The sequence below is a fragment of the Bacteroides sp. genome, from assembly GCF_052357945.1.
Taxonomy (GTDB): domain Bacteria; phylum Bacteroidota; class Bacteroidia; order Bacteroidales; family Bacteroidaceae; genus Bacteroides.
This window is the reverse complement of sequence record NZ_DAWCXD010000089.1, coordinates 1-20,459: the sequence shown is the minus strand read 5'-3', so window position 1 is coordinate 20,459 and position 20,459 is coordinate 1. Positions and strand designations below refer to the sequence as shown.

The 20,459-nt window shown below is 33.8% G+C and carries 15 protein-coding genes and 1 pseudogene; all 16 read right to left on the bottom strand.

Going from position 1 to position 20,459, the window contains the following annotated elements; translation table 11 throughout:
• Positions 1-46 precede the first annotated feature (46 nt).
• A complete protein-coding gene (locus ACT8YW_RS15365; RefSeq protein WP_444105942.1) occupies positions 47-952 on the bottom strand; it encodes a hypothetical protein in 906 nt (301 codons plus the stop codon).
• Position 953: 1 nt separating this feature from the next.
• The gene (locus ACT8YW_RS15360) at positions 954-2,705 is read right to left on the bottom strand and encodes a nuclease-related domain-containing DEAD/DEAH box helicase (RefSeq protein WP_118029737.1); all 1,752 of its coding nucleotides are present in this window, start codon (positions 2,703-2,705) and stop codon (positions 954-956) included.
• A 26-nt stretch (positions 2,706-2,731) separates the two neighbouring features.
• Positions 2,732-4,126, bottom strand: a complete 1,395-nt coding sequence (locus ACT8YW_RS15355) for a hypothetical protein (RefSeq protein WP_032539552.1) — start codon at positions 4,124-4,126, stop codon at positions 2,732-2,734.
• A 1-nt stretch (position 4,127) separates the two neighbouring features.
• The gene (locus ACT8YW_RS15350) at positions 4,128-5,687 is read right to left on the bottom strand and encodes an RNA-binding domain-containing protein (RefSeq protein WP_007844368.1); all 1,560 of its coding nucleotides are present in this window, start codon (positions 5,685-5,687) and stop codon (positions 4,128-4,130) included.
• Between the two features lie 10 nt (positions 5,688-5,697).
• On the bottom strand, positions 5,698-5,910 hold the full coding sequence (locus ACT8YW_RS15345) for a helix-turn-helix transcriptional regulator (protein WP_007844365.1): 213 nt from the start codon (positions 5,908-5,910) through the stop codon (positions 5,698-5,700).
• A gap of 104 nt (positions 5,911-6,014) precedes the next feature.
• On the bottom strand, positions 6,015-6,263 hold the full coding sequence (locus ACT8YW_RS15340; RefSeq protein WP_227195544.1) for a hypothetical protein: 249 nt from the start codon (positions 6,261-6,263) through the stop codon (positions 6,015-6,017).
• 256 nt (positions 6,264-6,519) lie between these two features.
• Positions 6,520-6,696, bottom strand: coding sequence for an AlbA family DNA-binding domain-containing protein (locus tag ACT8YW_RS15335; RefSeq protein WP_228683788.1), 177 nt, complete (start codon positions 6,694-6,696; stop codon positions 6,520-6,522).
• Positions 6,697-6,766: 70 nt separating this feature from the next.
• Positions 6,767-7,244, bottom strand: a pseudogene (locus ACT8YW_RS15330) (O-acetyl-ADP-ribose deacetylase).
• 11 nt (positions 7,245-7,255) lie between these two features.
• Positions 7,256-9,028 (bottom strand): vWA domain-containing protein, encoded by a 1,773-nt coding sequence (locus ACT8YW_RS15325; protein WP_234152617.1) that lies wholly within the window; start codon positions 9,026-9,028, stop codon positions 7,256-7,258.
• On the bottom strand, positions 9,018-10,763 hold the full coding sequence (locus ACT8YW_RS15320; RefSeq protein WP_022601135.1) for an AAA family ATPase: 1,746 nt from the start codon (positions 10,761-10,763) through the stop codon (positions 9,018-9,020). The genes ACT8YW_RS15325 and ACT8YW_RS15320 overlap by 11 nt, the downstream gene beginning before the upstream one ends.
• 2 nt (positions 10,764-10,765) lie before the next feature.
• Positions 10,766-12,292, bottom strand: a complete 1,527-nt coding sequence (locus tag ACT8YW_RS15315; RefSeq protein ID WP_022601133.1) for a hypothetical protein — start codon at positions 12,290-12,292, stop codon at positions 10,766-10,768.
• A 4-nt stretch (positions 12,293-12,296) separates the two neighbouring features.
• Entirely contained in the window at positions 12,297-15,824 is a 3,528-nt protein-coding gene (locus ACT8YW_RS15310) for a hypothetical protein (RefSeq protein WP_118029739.1), read from the bottom strand.
• 4 nt (positions 15,825-15,828) lie between these two features.
• A complete protein-coding gene (locus tag ACT8YW_RS15305) occupies positions 15,829-16,785 on the bottom strand; it encodes a hypothetical protein (RefSeq protein WP_031258570.1) in 957 nt (318 codons plus the stop codon).
• A gap of 14 nt (positions 16,786-16,799) precedes the next feature.
• Positions 16,800-17,747: a hypothetical protein gene (locus ACT8YW_RS15300; protein WP_444105937.1), complete on the bottom strand. Its 948-nt coding sequence runs from the start codon at positions 17,745-17,747 to the stop codon at positions 16,800-16,802.
• Positions 17,740-18,159 carry a hypothetical protein gene (locus ACT8YW_RS15295; protein WP_022011571.1) on the bottom strand — a complete coding sequence of 140 codons (420 nt, stop codon included), beginning with the start codon at positions 18,157-18,159 and terminating at the stop codon, positions 17,740-17,742. The genes ACT8YW_RS15300 and ACT8YW_RS15295 overlap by 8 nt, the downstream gene beginning before the upstream one ends.
• Positions 18,160-18,206: 47 nt before the next feature.
• Positions 18,207-19,505 carry an AAA family ATPase gene (locus tag ACT8YW_RS15290; protein ID WP_118029740.1) on the bottom strand — a complete coding sequence of 433 codons (1,299 nt, stop codon included), beginning with the start codon at positions 19,503-19,505 and terminating at the stop codon, positions 18,207-18,209.
• Positions 19,506-20,459 lie beyond the last annotated feature (954 nt).

The following is a 20,459-nucleotide window of genomic DNA, read 5'->3' as shown; positions in this document are numbered from 1 at the left end:
AGAGTTCTGCTGTCTGATACAAGAGGATAAATTGAATTGATAGAACTCACCATAAGTAATCCATTTCTGCTTTTGTGAATGATATAAAATCACGCGTTTCAGCAAATTTTTCACGTTGCCAGCGTTCTACTAAACTGTGTTTATTTTCGTATATCCTCTGTAGTCTATAAGGTTTTTGCGAAAATAAAAATGCTATAACATTATGAATACCAGCATCATAGTCTTCATTATATTCTTTAATTGTTGAGCGTTGCATTTTCATACATAATTGAATGTTACGCCCATCAATATTTTTCTGAAGAAAAAGGAATATATGGGGGATTTTAAACCTCCCATCATTTTGTTCTATTTTTTTATATACTTCATCCTCATCTCCATTTAAAATGATTAGAGATTTTTCTGTTGAAAAAGAATCTCCAACTACATCTTGAATAAAATGATAATGTCCTTTAGTCTTTAATGAGAGATTATATTCATCAGATAAAGTACGACTATAAAAGAAACATTTCTCATTTGCGTTGGAAGGCATATCTAAAATGTCATCTGTTAAGTATTTTGCAACATCCCGTTTAAATCTAAAATGTTTAGAACATGCTTCACGCTCCTTTTTATTAACTTTTTCTGGCAAATATATAAATGGCTTTGACTTATATGAGGAAAGTATATTTGTACGAGTGCTTTTACCCCAAAGTAACGACATCTTTAATGCAACAAATTCCTCACATAACATCTGAGCCCAATCTTCACATAATGGGAAATATACTATAGGCATTTTGACATCATCACTATATTCCACTTCTCTATTAATGTAATAATCAATAATATTATTCAGAACACACAACAACTTTCTACCTTCTTTAGTATGTAAATTAAGAGAAGATAGTATATTCAAAAGAGCCTTGAATTCATGGCTTTCCTGTTTTGCTGTTTTTATAAAGTTGTCGTGTAACATATTAATTAGATTTAAGAATAATAATGTCCAAATTCATGATTGCCCGTGTCATACCGACATAAATTTCGAATAGAAAATTATCCCATGAACTCTTGATCTTTGAAGCTGGGATGACAAGTATTATATTGTTATCCTCTAAACCCTTATATTTAAGTATCGTTGTAAAGGCTAACAATTCCTTAGACTTCCTTTCTATAGTTTTTTCAGATAAAACTTCAAGAAATGACTCCATTTCTGCTATTATATCATATACTGAATCATCATCTTCATTTTCTTTATATTTAAAATCAGAATGTATCAGCAATGTTGTAGAAGAAATTTCTCCGCAATATTGAAATAGATGTTTGGTGTGTTCTTTAATAGTTTTCTTTACTTCTCTTACATTATCATGGAAAGATATTGTAAGTCCTGCTATATCATTTCCTTTAAGAGAATCTAAATATAACTCAAAAGCTTCCTGGCAATGTTCAACTGACAATACTTTATTGGCATATTCTACAATAAGTTTATTTGTAGGAACACGTTTGTTCTCATCAAGTATGAAGCATGCTGCGTATTTTGCTATTTTATTAATATTTTCATTCAAATTTCGACTAACATTATTATATCCTTGTTCAAGATCATAAAATACTAGATATCGTCCTTGTTTAAGACCATTGTGTTGTGAACTTAATAGTTCATTGAGCACAATATCAACACCTTTATCAATGACATCTTGTGCTTCATCAATAATAATATAGTCATAATCTACCTTAGTAATTTTACTGAGTTCTTTGCTTAAAAGTTTGTAAACATCATATTGGCTATTATCACTTTTAATATTAAGTTCTATATTTGTTATTTCCTTGATATAATTATTGAATGTTTTGACAGTACATGAACTTAATCGTTCTTTATCTAAATCAAGCCGAACCTTACTTGCTAGCAGTCCTGTCCAACATAGATATAACCCCTTAAGACCACTATGTCTTTTAATAAATGCTTTAGCCATAGTGGTTTTTCCTGTTCCTGGTCCACCCTCAATTAATATTCTAGGATTTTTTCTCAAACCTTCTAGAATACTTAGATTGTCAATCTGTAACCAATCCAAAACTTCGCGAAGCGAAGTTAGTGAATATTTATAACGATCTTCAATTGATGGAGCAAGTGAGTTTACAATAGACTGTAATTCTGTCTTTGATATTATACGTTTAGAGCGTTTATTTTTACGAATTACACTTAAACAGAAGTCTGCAAAAGAATTATCACTATCTTGATCTAACTTATTCCAAAGTTTATGAGAAAGGTTGATTTGAGAAGAGTCACGTGATATGTCAAGAGTACTATGAGGGAAAGCACATACATAATCAACAAATATTTGATCCTTATTTAATATCCCATTATTTAACAATGCCCATTTATAATCATGAGCTTGCTTAAATGGTGTTCTACTCATTTCCCTTAAGACCCCTTTATAGCTATAATAAAAGAACCCCCTTATCAACTCAATTATACCACCTTTAACTTCAACAATAATTGCACCTTCTTGGCATATAAGGAGAAAATCAATCTGTATTTCATTTTGACCTCCATATGGTATGTTGAAAGTTTTATCATACCACATATACCATGTCAAAGGACTTGCTTCACAATCTCGTACAATACGTTCATACATATCTTTTTCTCCCTGAAGTACATTACCACTATTGTAATTAATACCAATAGTAGAGTCAATTAGAAGAGTATCTTTATGAGATTTAATAATGATTGCCATATTGTTGTGAGTTATTTATAATTTGATTACTTCCAAAGATTTTCGTCTACAAGTTCGGACATTGAATAGTTAAACATGTCTATCAATTCTGCCCTATGATTAGGAAACATTTCTAGAACTTTTATTAGAGACTTTAATGATAAACACATTTTGACTCTATCGTAATATCCATCTCTTATATCTTGTTCAAATTCATCGAATGTTTTTAGCTTTGGCCGTGTAGTTATTTTTAATGTCTTTTCTTCCCAATAAGATTGATTTCTATAACAAAATTGCCAAAAAGACATTTTTTTGTAAAACTGCTGCTGGTTACACCATCTGGCAATTTGGACATAAAAATTTGATACTGGGGCATTATGATAGTCTTCATGCCTCATCACATATCCAACACATCCATATTGCATGAGTATTTTAATTCTTTGAAATAATTCCCAAATGTCTTTATAAAATATATCTACTTTTGTTGGAGACTGTTTAAAACCACAAAACAAATAGAACTTTGTACCTTTCTTTGGATTGTAACGTTTCCAGATTTTAAGTGATTTTTCAATTATCTCATGATCTTTCCAATTATCAAAAGCAAAAATAAAATCACCATGATAACGCGACCGTGATAACATTTCTGCCATTTCTTCGCCATAAGGACTTTCTGCTAACATGCGTTCATCAAGACCTTGCCGGAATTGAAATGGGCGTTTAGTCTCTATAAGTTGCTTCAGTAGTGGTCTCCAAATAGATGGGTCAGAAGCAAGAAAATTGTCATCCCATAAATAGATATATGGCCGAACAAGTTTTCCGTTTTTATCTTTCTCATCATCCAAGAACCATTGTAATTTAGAATATGGTAATATACAATTCTCTAGTTTATTAACACAGAATGGACAATGTCTTACACAACCACGGGTTAAAAAACCTATTGAATATTTTTGATAATCTTTAAATTTTTCTCGTTTAAAACCTTTCTTAACTTGTTGATTAATAAATTGATCATATAAATGATAGTAAGGCATCTGACGAGACATGCTAATCCCATACTCTTTACCTCCATGAAAGTTTCTAAGAGTATTTAGGAATTCATCATGTTCTAATTGGTTCATATCTTGTTCACGTTTTCTACGATATTCCATTACACTTACTTCATTGGCATAAAATCCAGTTCCTCCACATTTAAACTTCTTTTCTTCCGGTGTTCCTTTTGATCGTATATATAGTTCTGGTAATTTGGTAAACGTAAAGACACAAGACAAATATATTCTTGTATAATGTAAAGTATTTGCCTGAGGATCAAGAATTAATTCAAATGGAATTCCATTATCATGGAAAAATCCTGCCAATTTTAGTAATACAAGATTTGGGTGACGCGTTCCATTATCAAGTAGATCCGCATCAATTAGTCCTATTATTTCTTGTTTTTTTGACATATTATTCATTCATTGATTTTATAAAGGCTTTGCCTTTCTCTGTCAATACATAACCGCCTGTTTTACGCGAACCTTGATACTCAATCAAATTAAGATCTTCTGAAATAAGTTGCTTAAGGATTCTATCAATAGTAGGCATTGATATTTTTATTGCATCATGCAAGTCTTTTCTTTTAGCTATTCCTAGTTCTGAAATCTTTAACAGGACACTTTTTATCTTATCATTTATCTTATCATTTATCTTATCATCATCTGAGGAAATAAAATCATCCCCAATCAAGACTCTATCACCAAAACCTTCTCTACAAGGAATCTCAATCAAGAAATAACTTCTCTCTTCATTTGTCTCAATCACAGCAGGAGCAGAGCCATTTCTTCTTAATTCGTCTTGTATGGTTGGGATACCGGTTCCTCTACCTTCGGACAACTGAAGTTCTTTGAGATAATCGCCCAAACGACGATTACGGTAGCGGCGTGACTTCAGACGTTCAGCCTTTTGGATAGCATCAATGCTGATGGAACGGTCCGGACCGGCATAACTAAGAATGGAAATCTTTTCTGGCTCAATCGTAATCTCAACCGGTTCTCGTTCTTGATAATCTCTATGATACAAAGCATTAACGACTGCCTCTTCAATTGCTTGATAAGGATAGTTGAAGAAGATTATAGATTCAGCCTTGTCTTTCTGCTTAATGATACGTTTCTTGATAACATTCGTTTTGATATAGTCCAATGCCTGTTTTATCATATCGGGAACAGGGCCAACAATCTTTGGAACCTCAATCATGTTATTGGGATTCTTAATGCAGCCCTCGGGAAAGATAACAATATCTACTTGTGTTGTCGGGAAAAATTTGGCAGGATTCTTACAGAACATCATAGCGGCCACATTCTTGACTAGTTGACGTTCAACGGGCCCTACCAGCAGGTCCATTTGCGACAACAACTCGAACAGGGACAGCTTTTCGAAATCAGCAACCAAACGACTGTTGACTGTTTGCAAGTAATCCAGAACCAAGGCTCTTGAAATATCTGTTATCTCTATACTCTCATTACCCCTTTCATCAAATGGAGTACGATTCGCCATCTCACGCAATTCATCCAAGACTTCACCTCTCGCCTCAATAGTATTGGTTCCACTACGAACATACCACTTACATGGCGACTGATTACTTGCTGTAACTCGTTCACGTACATTATAAGGACGGTTCACTCCAGCTGGCACCCAAATAAGCAAAACGTATTTCCCGTCAATCTCCTGCATGTCGATTCGTGGCAAATAGAATGGCTCAATCTTATGATTGAACCCAACCATATCACGTTGTATCTTATCAAGTTCCTCTATAGGAACACCTGTCACTGGCCGTTTTGCGATACCTGTGTTTTCTTCTTCTTGAACACCTACGATGATGTATCCTCCGCCAATGTTATCAAAATCATTAGCGAAAGCACAGATGGTGCGATAAATTTTATCTGGATTCCATCCTGTTTTAAACTCAATACGGGTGGATTCTATTTTACGCTTATGAAGCAAGTCTTCTATGTTTACCGGAATAGCCATCTTGATATACTTATTTAGATTTATCCTTTTCTACATGAAGCAATTCTCTTACATCAACATCCAAAAGTTCCGCTATGCGAAATAATGTTTCCAAATCTGGTTGTGAAGCATTAGTACACCAACGAGAAACAGATGTCACATTCCTACCAACTTGCTCAGAGAGCCATTTAGCCGTTTTATTCTTTTCAACAAGGACTATTTTAATCCTATTCAATTGCTTCATAATTGAAATAATTTGTAGTTTAATGCAAATATATCAAAATTCAATGTGAAAAGCTAATATTGTTCAATTTATTTTGGTAAAATACCTTTCAATGATAATTCTATTCAAAAATTAACCACCATACCATTAGCCTTGTCAAGTTCATTCCAGCGAGTACAGAACAAATGTGAGTGGCGAACAGGAGGATAGTCTGCGAGCAGAGCACCAGTATTAATCAGTTCACACTTCTCGTTGATAATGCCGAATGATTCATAGTCGCTATTCTCAAACAAACGTTTAGTGCGCTTAAAGTATGTGGCACGAAGCACGGTAAATACCATATCCACGAACTTCCAACAATACACAAGGCTCATACGACATGTTACTACCCTTCAGCACCAGTTCTTTGTGCTTCAAGATACTAGCTACTACACTCTAGTTACCAACACGAACAAATGCCTACATCGGTCCATCATCTATGTTATAATAAGATATCTGAGCACCAGGCATCACTGTGAGTACAACGAACTCCTTGTCTTCAGCCTTTGCGAACGAGAGGTTGAATCAGGTATTGGATCAATGTGAGACTTGATAGCTTCGCTGATCTTCTCCGCATCATCTTTTACGTCATCAAGACCGACCGATAGTTTTATCATTAGCAATACCCCAAATGAGTCTGCCACCAATACCATTGGCAAAGGTGCTCACACTCTTGCACCAACTTTTCGGTTTCTTCACCTCCAGAGCCACCTTCTTATCATATTTTGTTACCCCGCCTATCAGTTGGTGAATGTCTAGTACTTCCATTTTATATATAACGTATTGACCTACTATTTATTTAAATGTTTAGAGTTCTATCGAACATAACGATTCCCCTTTATATTTTATAATATGTAGCATCTGACTCACAGAAACAACAGATGATTACTTTACCATCAAAGTCACTCTCATGGATTGCCTTCAACGCAATCTAAGCAGCCTCTGCCTTTGGATAGCCATACACACCAGTACTAATACAAGGGAAAGCGATACTCTTAATGCTCTTTCCCTTAGCAATGTCAAGTGCAGTCTTATAGCATGAAACCAGCAACTGAGACTCGTCACCATTACCATAAAAACAGGTCCGACGGTATGGATTACATACTTGCAAGGCAAGTTATATGCCCCTGTTATCTTACTCTGACCAGTCTCGCAACCGCAAGAGTCATGCACTCCTTCAAGAGTTCGCGACCTGCAGCACGATGAATAGCACCATCCACTCCTCCACCATCTAACAACGAGCGGTTAGCTGCATTAACGATTGCATCAACTGCCAGCTTGGTTATGCCACCAACGACGAGTTCTATCTGTTTCATATACTTACCTCTTATTCCATATCGGTTAGAACCATATCGCAAAATTCGTTTGCATTATTTGCATTATAAATTTTAGCGCCAATATTCTTTAATGGTTCATAGCTATGTAGAGATTTTGAACCACCAAGTAAAAATATATATAACTTATTATCATCATTCAAATAATCACGGAAATAGCTTACAGATTCATTGATATTGCCTAAGTCACCATCTGTAATCAACACGGTAACTAGATCTCTAGATCTTACGTCTAACGTTGATTTAATTCTTGAAATTGGAAACTTAGTTCCACCGTGACCATTTGTTAATAGACGCTCCCTTACGTCATCATATTTATCACTCCAATCAACGTATGCATCAATTTTATCACTAAATCCTATAAATGCAACCTTGCTTTTTGTTGATTCAAAGTATGATAAAATACCATATGATGCAAGAACAGCCTGATGCATATTAGCAGATTCCTTCATCGCAGACCCCATACTACCGGATGTATCAACGACCAACAACAAATCCATTTGTTTGCTTTCAGTACCATTATCATCATTAGATACATATTCCCACTTTTTTGTAGTCATTCCAGGAATAAGTCGTGGAGATGTCATATATGTTAACATTAAATCCAGCTCCTCTATTGGGTCCCCAATTCTCCATACAGAGGGATATGTATATGAAGACTTGTTTCCTGTATTCGAAAATTCAACAATTGGTATGATATTAGCACTTTGAACATTAAACCAAAGAACTCCCTTCTGCTTATCAGACATACCTATAATACCAGCAATTGCTAATAGGTCGATGAACTCTTCTACAGAGGTTTCTTCTGCGAGTACTTCTATTGCTTCTTTGACTTTATCAGGATCCGCAAAAACAAAAGCATTTCCGTGTTCATCGCCATCTTTAGGTCTACCAACACCCCATTGACCGCTCTGTTGCTGGGATCCCTGCTGACCGCTCTGTTGCTGGGATCCCTGTTGACCGCTCTGTTGCTGAGGTCCCTGCTGACCGCTCTGTTGCTGAGATCCCTGCTGACCGCTCTGTTGCTGAGATCCTTGTTGACTACTCTGCTGGGGATTCTTTTGGTCTTCAACATATAGTTTAAAGAATATTTCTGCATATTCTTCAACTTTATCTAAAAATGACGATTTATCTTCTATGCCGTTTTTCGTGAATGAATCAGCTAATTGATGGACAATTTTTAAAAATTCAGGATCAGTTTCATTTATACCAAGATCTTCTTTCCAAATTGCCTCTTTTGTTAGAAACATTAATTTGCAATGCCTTGGACAAGCACTGATATTTGCACCTATTTTTATCCAATCGATTTCACTCTTTAAAGTTTCTTTACTATGTCTATAATAGTTTTTTGTATCAACAATAATATCAGCTGCTTGATTTGAAATTGCTCCACACGCATACTTGATATTTATACCAAGATGAGAGAAATGCTTATAATAAACATCTCTAATTCTTTTTAGCATTCTAAAATGAGTAATTACATCAAATGGGCAACACATATAGTGCTCTATTTCATGTCTTGTAAGTACTTTTACTTCATTCTGAAACTCATGATAACTTATAGGAAGTTTTCCGAAATTAAGATGAATCTGCCAAGTCTTATCTATAGTAATATAGTATTGCCCAGTTGAATAATTAGCATCATCCGGCAAAAGCATTTTGACAATAGGCATAGGAATCCCCAAGGAATTGTGATACTCCTTGACGAATACATACTCAATTGCTTCTTGGGCTTTCAATCTATATGTTTCAATATCAATTGACATTGTTTGCTTGTAAGTATTTGAATAATTCAGAATCTTCGTCCCCTTGGTAGGTAAAGATATATTTTTTCAATCTCTTAACTGACAAGTCGCATGCATCTCGTGTAATATCCAACAACTTAAATGGTTTTACTTTTTGTATGTCACCATTTGCAAGATCGGTACCAGGAATAACCGCTTGAATAAGAGATGACAGTTGAGGATTCGATATTATTGAATCTTTTTCGAGCTTAAATGTATATTCCTTTATTTCTATCTTTTTGATAGAACGGTTAACTCGCTCTGAAATGTACTGTCGATTGGGAATATCATATCTAAATGCTAATTCTGATTTTATAGCCTTAAGCTTCGAAATGTCACCTTTTGAGTTATCTATCTGGTTGTTATAGGACACAATCTTATCATAAACTGGAGCATATTTTTCATTTAAGACTGGAACAATCTCTGCAGATATTACAAGAGAATTATATGACGAGTCTCTTATTTCTTTAAGATACTCATTGAATTCTGGAACTGAAAGTGTTCCTGTCTTAACTCTTTCAAAACCCATAAGAAGATCTTTAATACCATCAAACTCATTTTTGATCATTTGTATGATATTTCGAGTTCCATCTAAATCAATATTTGTTATAAAAATGGATGTTTGCTTCCCTGAATTTGTATTTTTCCAATGTTCAGTTAAAGTTGACACATACTTTTTGCTCAGAACAGCTCTATGCCAAATCATATATGGGGCTAAAACCTCAATATGATTTACATTGACTTCTCTGTCTCCAAGGAACCATGCAAGAGCTTTTCCATATCTGTACAGGTCTTCTTTTACTCTGACGCTTAGTGGTAACTTGATTTTTGAGCACACTTTTTCTGGTGCACACATATGACAATTCTCACAAAGACTCTTGTCAACAGACAAGTTATCATTAGACTCTTTAGAGGCTCTTTCACATAGGCGATATGAAGCAATTATGTAGTTGATAAACAATTCGGCTTCTTCTGTATATGGAATATTTTTAACAATTTCTTGAAGTTCTTCTAGATTAACATCCTGAAGATATTCCTCAATACGATCATTATAAGATGATTTATCTCGTTTTCCAATAGTACTGAAACTGTCATAATCAGGCATGGTTATCGGAAGTGCAAGAGCAAATCTATCCTTGAATGGCAAAGACAATTCTGTGTTCGCATTGTCCTTTGGGTTCAAGGTTGCAAACAGGGTGAAAGCAGGAACAATCATACTCTGATCATGATATTTTACTGACCCTTCTGCGAGCAATGACAATAGAATATTTTGTGCGTATGGAGATAAACGATTTATCTCATCAATGATTTTCCATCTTGATGTGACAAATTCGTTCCAGACCACTGACAACTTACCATTATCAAGTGGTTTGTTTCCTGTCATTTGAGTAAAATCTAAACTACCAAGGATTTTTTCTTCTGTCAATTGTGGATGTCCTCTCAATATACAATCTTCAATCTTTTCCTTGGTAAGATGGCAAAACAACTGACCTAAATACTTAGACAAGGTGGTTTTTCCTCCGCCATGTCCTCCATACAACATCATTGTACCACGCTCAACAAGTGCATTGATTACAGCAAGCGTTTCTACCAAATACACTTTTCGATCTTTCAACTTCTCGTTCGAGAACTTTGCACCTTCAAGTTCTGAATTGTGCACATACAAATTGTTTATTCGTATGTTATCCAATGCCTGAATTATATCAATATTTGTCATTATTAGTATTCTTTTGTATATGATAATTTAATAAGTCCACTCTCCAATAGTTTTCGGAGATAGTCATGATCTAAATCAGATGGCGTTAACTCTAAAGACTCTTTTTGTTGAAGCCAGTTTATCTCTGTTTCCAATCCAGATTTTTTCATGATGTCTTCAAATATCTGCTGAGTTTTATTCTTATCCTCAAGCATTGTATCTAAAGTTTCATCAGAAATAGAATTCATAAAATCAGAGAGTGGCCCTAAACCATTCACAATTGTTGCCAGAGTTCCATTTTCAGAATCATATATTGAGTCAATATCATTTTGTAATTCTGGATGAGTTTTTGCAATCTTTTCCAACATAGCTTTTTTGGTCTTGTTATAGTTTGCCAAGAATTCATCAAAGCAGTCTTTTACTTCGTCAAAAATCTTTATTTCTGAACTATGGAGCTTTGCAATTTCATTATGACATTTGTTTAGTTTTGGAACGATTTCCTCAAATTTCACAGTAAGTATCTGTGGTAGTACATTAGCGTTTCTTACTGTCTTGTAATTCTTTATGAGCAGATCTATCTCACCTTCTTTTTCGAATCCATCCCAAGTTTTATTAAACGACAATTCATCTTCTGCATAGAATTCTTTTATGTCAATGTACTTGGCTTCAATATCATTCCAAGTATTCTCAATAAAATTATTCAAGCATTCAGCTACATCTCCTTTTGTTGCCAACATGGTGTCATCGAACTTCTTGAAAAGTTGCTTAAGTGTATCATCCGAATTACTTGAGATGCCAGTATCAGAAAGTATGGTTATTACTTTCTTAATAGACGCGATTCTGTTTCTTACTCGCAAGTATAGTTTTGACTTATTTTCGGACTCATTAAGTGCTGTAAGATTCTGTCCATTTTTTATAGACTGCTTAATTATTTCGGAATAGAATGATATTGTCTCATCATTCTTTTGTTCTTCCGTATATAGATCTTCTACCTTTGTATAAGCCAATTCAGAAATGTCTGCTAAACCAACAAATTCATCCTCTAAATCTGTCAAGAATCCATCAATATTATTCTCAAATTCATCTGGCTTATTAACAAATGCTGAGACATCTGATTTCAACTTTTTATTAAATTCAGAGATGATTTTATCAAATATACACTTGTCATCATCAAAAGAAATGTTTTCAAGTGTACTTAATATTGAATCAATTCTAGAAGAATATGTTTCATAATTACCTTTTAGGAAATCTCGCAATTTAGCAATATTATTTTCGTTATTCTTTGTATGTTCCTCAACCCATGACACAAATGCATCTAACCCTGGAGCTGTCATTTTTTCATACAAAGAATCAAATAACTGTTCAAGTTGCTTTGTGCATTTTTCAAAATCTTTTTTGGTAAGGATGTTTGAAATCCTTTCCTCAATTGCGTTAAGCTCATCTTGCCACTCTTGCTTGCTAAGCTCTAATTTAAGAGTTTCGGCATATTTATCACCCTTTTTTATCTCAAGAGCCTTATTGTATTGCTTTGTAATTTTATCAATATTCATATGGTTACTCTTTTAATAAATCTTTGATATATTCATAAACCTTGGTATAACTCAATGCTTCTGCCTGACAATCTTTACAGAACTTTAAGGTTTCGTCCATTCGAACTTTATATGTAGAATTAGTCAAACTTGTTTGAAGAAAGGCCTTGAACTTATGAATATCAGACTCGTCAATTGAAGTTTCTTTTGCAGGATGCAATTTTGCATCAATGACATTTTGAACTTCTGATCTTGGCGTCAAATATCTAGCATACTGTGTCCAACACCAATCACCATCATATCTTTGTGGCTGACCATTAGGCTTAAGATCAGAAAGGTTAATAAGTTTTGATGTCAATGAATCCTGATATATTGTATTGATAGGTAACTGATATTCTTTTTCGATAAGTTCCTTCTTATTCTTTAAGGATATCAAAATACCATTAATTTGATGTTCAACAACTTTGGCTTGTGAAACTATATTTGAGATTCTCCATACGATTGATGAAATTATTGCAAATATTGATACACCATCCTTGTCTTCTAATACGATTCTCTTACAGTTTGACAGTAATCTAGATACCAATTGTAATTCAGATACATATCCTTGGAAAGGCATTTTCTCTGGATTCGCTTTCGCATAATTCTTAGAATACAACAAATCTGTTATAGCTGCTATGTGTTGAGTTGAATTCGATATTGTTGAAACAAGCTCTGTTTGCTTTTCTTCAATTCTTGTATTCAACTGACTACGCAACAAAGAGAAATCAATCTTTTCGATATACGCTTTAAGATATAGCAATTTTATCAATGTACGCCCCTTGCTAAATCCATAAGACATATCATTATTATATGAAGCTATCCAATGATCATTTAGAGAATCCTTCATAAAAGTCAGCAGTTCGTCCAACTTACTTACAGATCTCTCATTATTCATCATAGCTGTGAAAGAACACAGATGTTTAATGATGTAGTCTTCATTATCATAAGAACTCATCAATTTACTGGCAGTTTCTCTTGATAAAATATTTAATATTTGATCAAAGAATAAGGATTCGTTAATCCTATCTTCAATTGGGGGCAGATACAAAGCATTTCTAAAGTTTCCTACTTCTTGAAGGATCTTTAATAATGATTGATAACTTGATGTAGGCTTCTTTGCATTCTCCAATATATAGTACATTGCAAGATACTTACTTTTTGTATCAGTTATATCTGCAGATTCAAGACTGGTAAAATCCCAAAGAATATTGTCTTCATAATCCCTCTTTTCGCAGATTAGGTTTTCCATTGCTGACTCATGGTCTTTTTTCTGCGCAAGAGAAATTGTGTTAATAACACAACTATCCCCTTCCAATACAAGTCTGGAATAGTGTTCAATTGTTCTAATAGCCTCCTTTTGCTTTGTCCATTCTCTATTTTTAATAACGTCAATGGCTGTATGGAAGTCGTATGTACGATTGTCGTCAATCAAAACAATATCATTGCAAGATCCAGCTACTATGACAATTTTTGCCACAGAGTCAATAAAATCTGCTATTTGTCCCCCAAAATTGAACTGATAGTGATTGTAATCCTCAAAAACCAACTTTTTCATTTTACAGATTGGCAGAAGGTTACCTGAACCATCCTTACATACTTCTTCTTTCAGTTGGCTTATATATTCATGTTCTTGGAGATATACTATTCTAATAGTTTTACTTGCATTGGTATGCAAGTCATTCTTTTGTGATTTGATATAGTCTTTAAGCCTGAGGATATACTTTTTTAAAGGTTCATCCTCTAAAATAGGTACAAAGATAATTGTATTGTCACTACTACGAGAAGTCAAAAGGACACTCTGTCTGAAATTTGAGGATTCAAGTTTTTTATCCAAACTCATATCCTTATATTTCAACTTCGGAGAGCCAATAGGCTGTTCAATGATTTCCCTAATGGCACGTAATGAATACTGCATATAAATCTCATTTCCTGATTTAATTTTGCAAGTTTCAAAAATACTATTAAGATTCTCAAAGTTATCATCAATTGTTTCCTCTTCGACAGAAGATTCAATAAATTTAATAGAATCTAAGATAAAATCTTTTGTCTCTCGTGTTACTTGGTCCTCATTATCCTCATACTGACTAATAAAGTCGTATGTTAACTCTAGTAATGGAATCAAGAAAGTTGTAGCAAGTGCTTTCTCTTTGTTATTTCTGCATGCAGTTGAAAAAGCAATTTTACCGTCAGAATTAGAACAAGCAGAGAGAATATAGCTAAAATACTTACCAACGTTTCTTATATAATCAACGCTTGTGTATTTCCCTTGTTCTTTACACTTTTCAAGATATGCAGAAAAATCATTACTAATTGCAGGATTGAGTTCTTTTACTACAGATACTAACTCATCTGTACAGAAGAAATCTTCTGCACTATCCTTCATTGCCTCTCTGTATGAATCCTCAATCTTAATGGATTGTGGTTCAAAATCTAGTAAAAGTCTACCAACAATCGGACGAATGTAACTATTCATTTGATTGAAATAAGAAACCTTTAGGTATTTTACTTCTTCACCACTTTCATCTATTGGCTCATTGAAAATGTCCTTTACAAGGAATTCTGTTGCATCATATTCCTTATAAATACTATAATCAATGGCATCCCACAATTTCTGTATATGACCTGGACGACAACGAGACATCCACCATATAAAATTCACATATCCATTAGCGCACTCCTTCATAAACTTACGTTTAAGTAAGGCTACCGTTGGAAATGGAATCTGAATTGTCTTCAGTCTTCTATTAGCAGCTGTTTCGCTATCATTATTTCCATCTGTTCCCTTTTCTTTTGCTACTTCATAGCCAGAAGCTGGTCCATTGCCAATAACTAATAAGAAAGGTTTTGTCTGAACAACTTGATCAAACAATTCACGAAGGATACCACCCCCAGATGATTCAACATAACGTTTGAGTTCATAGAATTTTGACTCAAATTCATCCACAAGGAGTATAGGAGGTGTAGTGCTTTCTAATGCTTGGCGGATAACTTCTTCGGAAAAAACAAGTTTGCTAATTTCTGATTCTTTGGTATCATTTGAATCCAATGTGACAGGAATGAAATCTTCCAAATACTGGTTTAAGCTTGGATTCTCAGAATCATCACCAGACTTAAAATCAGGGAAATCAATATCGTTTATATCATTCCAATTAGAGTTTCTCAATTTGTCGATCTGCTCTTTAATGATACTATTGATAATTCTGCTAAGTTGGTTATTTTGAACCTTACCAGATTCCAATGACTCTGCTTCCTTCTTTACAGCATCAACAATCTTAGCCAAAGGCATGTAGAAGGTAGGCGTTTTTAGCACTTCCCAACCGTAATGGAATAGATAGTATAATGTTGTTGATTTACCAATACCAAAAGCCCCCTGTAACATTATTGGTTGGATATTGCCTTTGTTACAGCCTTCTTTTAGATCAGACTCTACAGTTTCTCTTAGTTTTTTATGTTCGTTACTAAGATCAACCCATTTAGTTCTTTTTATGAGTGGGATGTAAGTTCCTGCCATATTATTACTTTAATCTAATTGTTATCGTTTTATTCAGAAGTGGAGATTCTATTTGGTATAAACCTTTTCGCAAACCTCCATATACTATTCTCTCAGAATTTGAGGTACCTTCTATTTGTTTGTTTTCTAGATTCCGCAGTACTACTTCTACTTTTGGAATAATAGTTAAAATGAACTCTGCTTTCTTTTTCCTGACCTCAATAGAGAAAGGCATATGCTCATAATTGAACTCAATGCAATCATTCTCAGAAATAATATTATTGGTTCTGGCAGCCATCGCATATTCTTCATGTCCATTAAGAGGAATCAATCTTGGCTTAAGGACATTCATTTGAGGCATGTGTTTTGTCTTAGAATAATCCTCATAGTTAACATCTACAGAGAATGAAAAATTCTCAGACCTTTCAAGATTATTCATAAACGCAATCACAGAATGGTTTAAGAATCGAGCATTTGATATTTCTATTTCTCTGAATTCTTCTTGATCATTTGTCAACTTACAGTCTTTGGAAGAGCTATCCAAATAATAATCACCTACGTATTTATCCAGAATTTCAGTAAGAATTGGCTGCTCATTCCATCTCTCTATAAAGAAAGGAAAACCTGTTATTGATTCCTCTTCACAAATTTGATCATTCTCAGAAGCCATTTCAACAAATGGAGATATAGGACATACTCTAACAAACATTCCATCTTCTCCTATCATTTCTTCTTGAGAAACCAATAAAACCATAATAGGAGCAGCAGCCGACTGGAGTATTCCTTCGTAATCCATATAACTTCTTTTAATTGTCCATATCTGATTCTCTTTGATTTTAGGACGTAGATGCAAATAATTGACAGGCACATCATTCGAAGCGAATAAGTCGTTAATGCTGGCCAATTCTTTATCTGATACTATAATGTCTTCTTTCACCTCAGGAATTATCGGGTTCTTGAGGAAATCATTTATGATGTTCATATATTCTACGTTTGTCATAATGGTAATACTCCCGTTTCTGATATTTTGTCCAAAGCTAAAGCAATATTTTGCAAGAAAGAAATACCTTCCTCTTCATTATTAGGCACATAAGTAGAGAAAATTTTTTTCTTAAAATCTTCTATCTTGCGATGGACAGAGCTTTTCGGAAGGTTATACTTATCAGCGATGGATGATAATGATATACCACCTGTATTCTGAAATATGTACTCTAAGAATATACGTGAATCTACTTGACCTACGTCTTCGATTATTGTCTTTATTGCTTTGGTTTGCTCATCGTCAAGTTGATTATAAACAATTTGATTTTCTGACATATTTGTCTTGAAGACTGACTGATCTAATAATTCAAAGACAGCTTTAGCCAAAGAAGAAACCGATACATAACCATCAGCCGACAAAAGAATATCTTCTATTGCCAGATTAACAATTGGCTTAAAATGTTTAGTATCTTCATTTATTGGATAATGAGCAAGATACTTAACGACATCATCTAACTTATCTATCCAATTATTACCATCGGACATTGAACTTTTAACATAAGCACTATGTTCGTGAGTTTCTTCATCATAGTCTTCTTGGCATATTTCTTGAACAAGTTCCTGACACTTTTGAAAACTCAGACCGACCTTTTGTTGTTCTTCCTTAATTCTGTTTGAAACAAAAGAAATGAACATTTGTGTAAAATAATAAGACAAATATTCAAATGGCACTTTTGACAAATACTTAATCTTATTTTTGGATATAATCCACTCAAAGAACTGGTGACTCAATTCCTTAATATCATCACTTTGCCAATCATTGTCATTATGATCCGATACTATGATACTTTTCTTCCACTGGTATTTCCTCACCATCGAAGTAATCGTACCAAGTATGTTTGCGTAGCCTCTGGATGTTAGTTTTCCAGAGAGCAACTCTAATAGATATTCTTCCTTAAACATTGATTCCTAGGCTAAATTTGATTTGTAATTTGAGTTCTTCTATTTGGCTGTCACTTAAGGAGTCTATTCCATTCCAACCTCGTTGCAAATTAGTTAAATCCTTAGAATTATATGTCATTCTAAGTTTTATCAAGAAGTAAGAGTAAGGACAATCGGGATCATTTGGATTGATCTTTACCCTAAAGACATTTGTGCCCTTATTATAGTCTTTGGACGTTCCTGGAATTATCCAGCATTTTTTGTTTTCATCAAATACTCTTCCAACAACAGACGGATGAAAATCATCTTTGTCCTTGTTGTGAGCAAAATGATTATCCCAAATACCATTAGGAGCAACCCATATAGAGCCTATTACAGGACAATAAATATCCTGTAGTATGCTCTTCCAATTGGATAATTGTAAATTAATCATTTTAATGTTCTATCTATAAACTTTTTGTTACCGTTCGTTCCTTTGCATCAATCATTTAAATCAAAATACTGGCTACCCAAGAATGGCAGTTTCACTAATTTACCTTGTTTATATGCATTATAAGGCGAGAGATTCTTATGTAGCCCTAAAGCTGAAAGACGAACCACATTTGTTTCTCCCTGTTCATCTTTATCCGTAAACCATATTGTATCACGTCGTATAAACTCCTCATTTAATAGGTTAATGTCGTGAGTAGTCAATAGCATTTGTGAAGTCTGATTGCTATTAGCCAAGAATACTTTTATAAAATAGGATAGCAATTCATAATGAATGCTTGTTTCAACTTCATCTATGGGTACAAACTGGTTATTTTTCAGAAGGAAATTCAGTATTATGGCCATTCCTAAAAATCTCATAGTACCGTTTGATTCATACTCTTCAGATAATTCATATAAACCATTCCCTGTCCTATGAGTGAATGTCAATTCCGTATTTGTTATTTTACCTTTTTTCAACATTTCTGATTTTGCATCATCAGCAATTGGAGCTTTCTGAATCAGTTGTTCTAGTTCAGGCGTTATAAGTTCTTCTTCTTCATGAAGAGTAACATCTTCAATATTAAAATCCGAATCCTTTAAAAAGTTCAAAATAAATTTCTTCAGATTTCCATCCTTGTCCTTATCCAAATGACGTTTCACATATCCCGACAAAAGCATTCCAGGAGCAAGAACATCTTTTACTTGCTTTGCAAAATAGCCATAGACATCATTTAGCTTGGTCTTCCCTACATTGCAGTTTCCAAAAGCAGCAAGCACACTGCAGTTATTTATTGTGTTTCCTGCTATGGTATCCTGATTTTTCTTTGCCATTTTCAGGTTTATTCCAAATTCTATAACTGAAGAATCTGTATAAGGATCATAGCTACGGCTATAAAGTTTTGTAGGGCGTATGGATTCATATACAGTTAATGTTTCGGAATATATACGCTTTTTATCAAGCTCAAAGCTAAGGATATACTTCAATTGGTTCACATAAAAAGACATAGACATCTTTGTCGTTTTAGTCTTTGATGTTTCGTCTAATAAAAAAGGAACAACTCTAGTAGTATCATTACGACCTTTTGGCACCCTTAACACCAGCATCTTGAAAAAATCTATAGCTTCCAGCACATTGCTTTTACCAGACGCATTAGCCCCATATATTATTCCTACTTTCAGTAATCTTACACCATCCTTAACTTCATAAGTGTATTCATCCAACATAAAACTGTCTGATGAAGGTTCAAAGCTTATTTTTTGAGTCGACCTTATTGAGTAGAAGTTTTCTACTGTAAATTCTGCTATCATAGTCAATCTATTTCTTCTTTGATTGCAAATATATCAAATAAAATAAGAAATAGAATATTATACTACCTGTTTTTGTAAAATAGCTACATTTATCCTGTTTATAATTAGATAAAATCAAATTATTCGCTTGACAACTTTACTTTACCCACGTACTAATATATACGTCCATTAAAGTAAAGTCAAATAGAGGGAAAAGAATTAATTCTATTTTTTCCCCTTTGTTCAGTAAAACAATAAGCGTGAAACTCCCTTGCATTTAGTTGACATACTTGGCGAAAAACTCACGTATTATTTGTACCTTTGTAAGTAGATAGAAAACTGGTGAACTTCAGTTGGGAAAAACTAAATTTTCCGTGGTTCTAATTAAAAGGCGGAAGGAAGTATAGAATTAATAGATTCAGCTTCAAAAACAACCCATTATGGCCTCAAAAATACTTTTCTACCGTTTAAAACATAAGTTTTTGATTATCAATTTCATCTACATGTTGCATCGGGAAGTAACCTAACTATATAGTTATCATATAGTTACAATTATAAAAAATCTAAAATGCTGACTAAAAACGACTTAAATATGGCAAAATAATAGTTTTAGGAAAGATATTTTCTTTTGTTATGCCTATTTTTTCAATATTTTTGTCCCCCAAGCCACATACGGGGGACAAATTTACGCCCCTCTATGTAATTGGGGAACTTTTCACTATAAAATCTATCTAAATCATAGATAATTATTGCTTTATACAGATACCCTCAATCTTTTAGTTTCTAAAATATCAAATACTATAACCACTGATAAACAAATACATACATATAAAAAATACGAAATTGGAGTAAGCGTTTCCGCGATTCTATCTTGCCGCCCATTTTTCATTCTTATATTTTTGCCATATATAAAAATGAATCATTATGGATTTAGCAGAAAATCGATTTGGAAAAACTTGGAAACATTTCCTTGAA

Excerpts from the sequence above, each read along its gene's own strand:
- ACT8YW_RS15345 (WP_007844365.1), bottom strand. The coding sequence starts at position 5,910 with ATGAAGCAATTGAATAGGATTAAAATAGTCCTTGTTGAAAAGAATAAA.
- ACT8YW_RS15350 (WP_007844368.1), bottom strand. The coding sequence starts at position 5,687 with ATGGCTATTCCGGTAAACATAGAAGACTTGCTTCATAAGCGTAAAATA.
- ACT8YW_RS15340 (WP_227195544.1), bottom strand. The coding sequence starts at position 6,263 with ATGAGCCTTGTGTATTGTTGGAAGTTCGTGGATATGGTATTTACCGTG.
- ACT8YW_RS15355 (WP_032539552.1), bottom strand. The coding sequence starts at position 4,126 with ATGTCAAAAAAACAAGAAATAATAGGACTAATTGATGCGGATCTACTT.
- ACT8YW_RS15300 (WP_444105937.1), bottom strand. The coding sequence starts at position 17,747 with ATGTTTAAGGAAGAATATCTATTAGAGTTGCTCTCTGGAAAACTAACA.
- ACT8YW_RS15305 (WP_031258570.1), bottom strand. The coding sequence starts at position 16,785 with ATGAACATCATAAATGATTTCCTCAAGAACCCGATAATTCCTGAGGTG.
- ACT8YW_RS15335 (WP_228683788.1), bottom strand. The coding sequence starts at position 6,696 with ATGGAAGTACTAGACATTCACCAACTGATAGGCGGGGTAACAAAATAT.
- ACT8YW_RS15295 (WP_022011571.1), bottom strand. The coding sequence starts at position 18,159 with ATGATTAATTTACAATTATCCAATTGGAAGAGCATACTACAGGATATT.
- ACT8YW_RS15360 (WP_118029737.1), bottom strand. The coding sequence starts at position 2,705 with ATGGCAATCATTATTAAATCTCATAAAGATACTCTTCTAATTGACTCT.
- ACT8YW_RS15315 (WP_022601133.1), bottom strand. The coding sequence starts at position 12,292 with ATGAATATTGATAAAATTACAAAGCAATACAATAAGGCTCTTGAGATA.
- ACT8YW_RS15365 (WP_444105942.1), bottom strand. The coding sequence starts at position 952 with ATGTTACACGACAACTTTATAAAAACAGCAAAACAGGAAAGCCATGAA.
- ACT8YW_RS15325 (WP_234152617.1), bottom strand. The coding sequence starts at position 9,028 with ATGTCAATTGATATTGAAACATATAGATTGAAAGCCCAAGAAGCAATT.
- ACT8YW_RS15290 (WP_118029740.1), bottom strand. The coding sequence starts at position 19,505 with ATGATAGCAGAATTTACAGTAGAAAACTTCTACTCAATAAGGTCGACT.
- ACT8YW_RS15310 (WP_118029739.1), bottom strand. The coding sequence starts at position 15,824 with ATGGCAGGAACTTACATCCCACTCATAAAAAGAACTAAATGGGTTGAT.
- ACT8YW_RS15320 (WP_022601135.1), bottom strand. The coding sequence starts at position 10,763 with ATGACAAATATTGATATAATTCAGGCATTGGATAACATACGAATAAAC.